The following is a 1527-nucleotide window of genomic DNA, read 5'->3' as shown; positions in this document are numbered from 1 at the left end:
GTTGCAGCCGCAGCTTCGGTGGTATGTTTAGCCCCGTTACATCTTCCGCGCAGGCCGACTCGACTAGTGAGCTATTACGCTTTCTTTAAAGGGTGGCTGCTTCTAAGCCAACCTCCTAGCTGTTTTAGCCTTCCCACATCGTTTCCCACTTAACATACACTTTGGGACCTTAGCTGGCGGTCTGGGTTGTTTCCCTCTCCACGATGGACGTTAGCACCCACCGTGTGTCTCCCGGATAGTACTCATTGGTATTCGGAGTTTGCATGGGGTTGGTAAGTCGGGATGACCCCCTAGCCCAAACAGTGCTCTACCCCCAATGGTATTCGTCCGAGGCTCTACCTAAATAGATTTCGGGGAGAACCAGCTATCTCCCGGTTTGATTAGCCTTTCACTCCAAGCCACAGGTCATCCCCTAACTTTTCAACGTTAGTGGGTTCGGTCCTCCAATTGATGTTACTCAATCTTCAACCTGCCCATGGCTAGATCACCGGGTTTCGGGTCTATACCTTGCAACTCAACGCGCAGTTAACGCTCGCTTTCACTACGGCTACCCTATGCGGTTAACCTCGCTACAAAATATAAGTCGCTGACCCATTATACAAAAGGTACGCAGTCACCCTCGAAGGGCTCCTACTGCTTGTACGTACACGGTTTCAGGTTCTATTTCACTCCCCTCACAGGGGTTCTTTTCGCCTTTCCCTCACGGTACTGGTTCACTATCGGTCAGTTGGGAGTATTTAGCCTTGGAGGATGGTCCCCCCATATTCAGTCAAAGTTTCACGTGCTCCGACCTACTCGATTTCACTTATTAGACATTGTCGTGTACGGGACTATCACCCTGTATCGTGGCACTTTCCAGAGCCTTCCACTAACATCAAATAAGCTTAAGGGCTGCTCCGATTTCGCTCGCCGCTACTTTCGGAATCTCGGTTGATTTCTTTTCCTACGGGTACTTAGATGTTTCAGTTCTCCGCGTTCGCCTCTTACACCTATGTATTCAGTGCAAGATACCTGCAAGCAGGTGGGTTTCCCCATTCGGAAATCCTGGCCTCAAGCGCTTTTTACTAGCTTGACCAGGCTTATCGCAAGTTAATACGTCCTTCATCGCCTCCAACTGCCAAGGCATCCACCGTGTACGCTTAGTCACTTAACCATACAACCCAAAGTAGTTTGAGTTGTTTGGTGCGACTGTTTAACTTCGCCAGAAGTTATAGAATACTAAAGTAGACGCACAATTAATCTGTCGATTAACTGGCATTTTCTTTACTTATTGAGAACTCTAAATCACTTTCGTGATTCAAAGTTTTTATCAGCTTTCCAAATTGTTAAAGAGCAAAATATTACCTACCCGCCTTAGCAAGTAAGTAACAATCATCTGTGTGGACACTGCGAACAAATCAGTTCTAAATCGTATAAGGAGGTGATCCAGCCCCAGGTTCCCCTAGGGCTACCTTGTTACGACTTCACCCCAGTCATGAATCACTCCGTGGTGATCGCCCTCCCGAAGGTTAGGCTAACCACTTCTGG

2 rRNA genes are annotated in these 1527 nt (G+C 48.0%); both read right to left on the bottom strand.

From position 1 onward, the window contains the following. A 23S ribosomal RNA gene (locus tag MHM95_RS18745) occupies window positions 1-1153 on the bottom strand; the annotation flags it as partial. Window positions 1154-1413: 260 nt separating this feature from the next. Further along, a 16S ribosomal RNA gene (locus MHM95_RS18740) occupies window positions 1414-1527 on the bottom strand; the annotation flags it as partial.

This window comes from Pseudoalteromonas sp. CnMc7-15, assembly GCF_022347925.1.
Lineage (GTDB): Bacteria > Pseudomonadota > Gammaproteobacteria > Enterobacterales > Alteromonadaceae > Pseudoalteromonas > Pseudoalteromonas ruthenica.
This window is presented reverse-complemented; position numbering and strand designations above follow the sequence as displayed.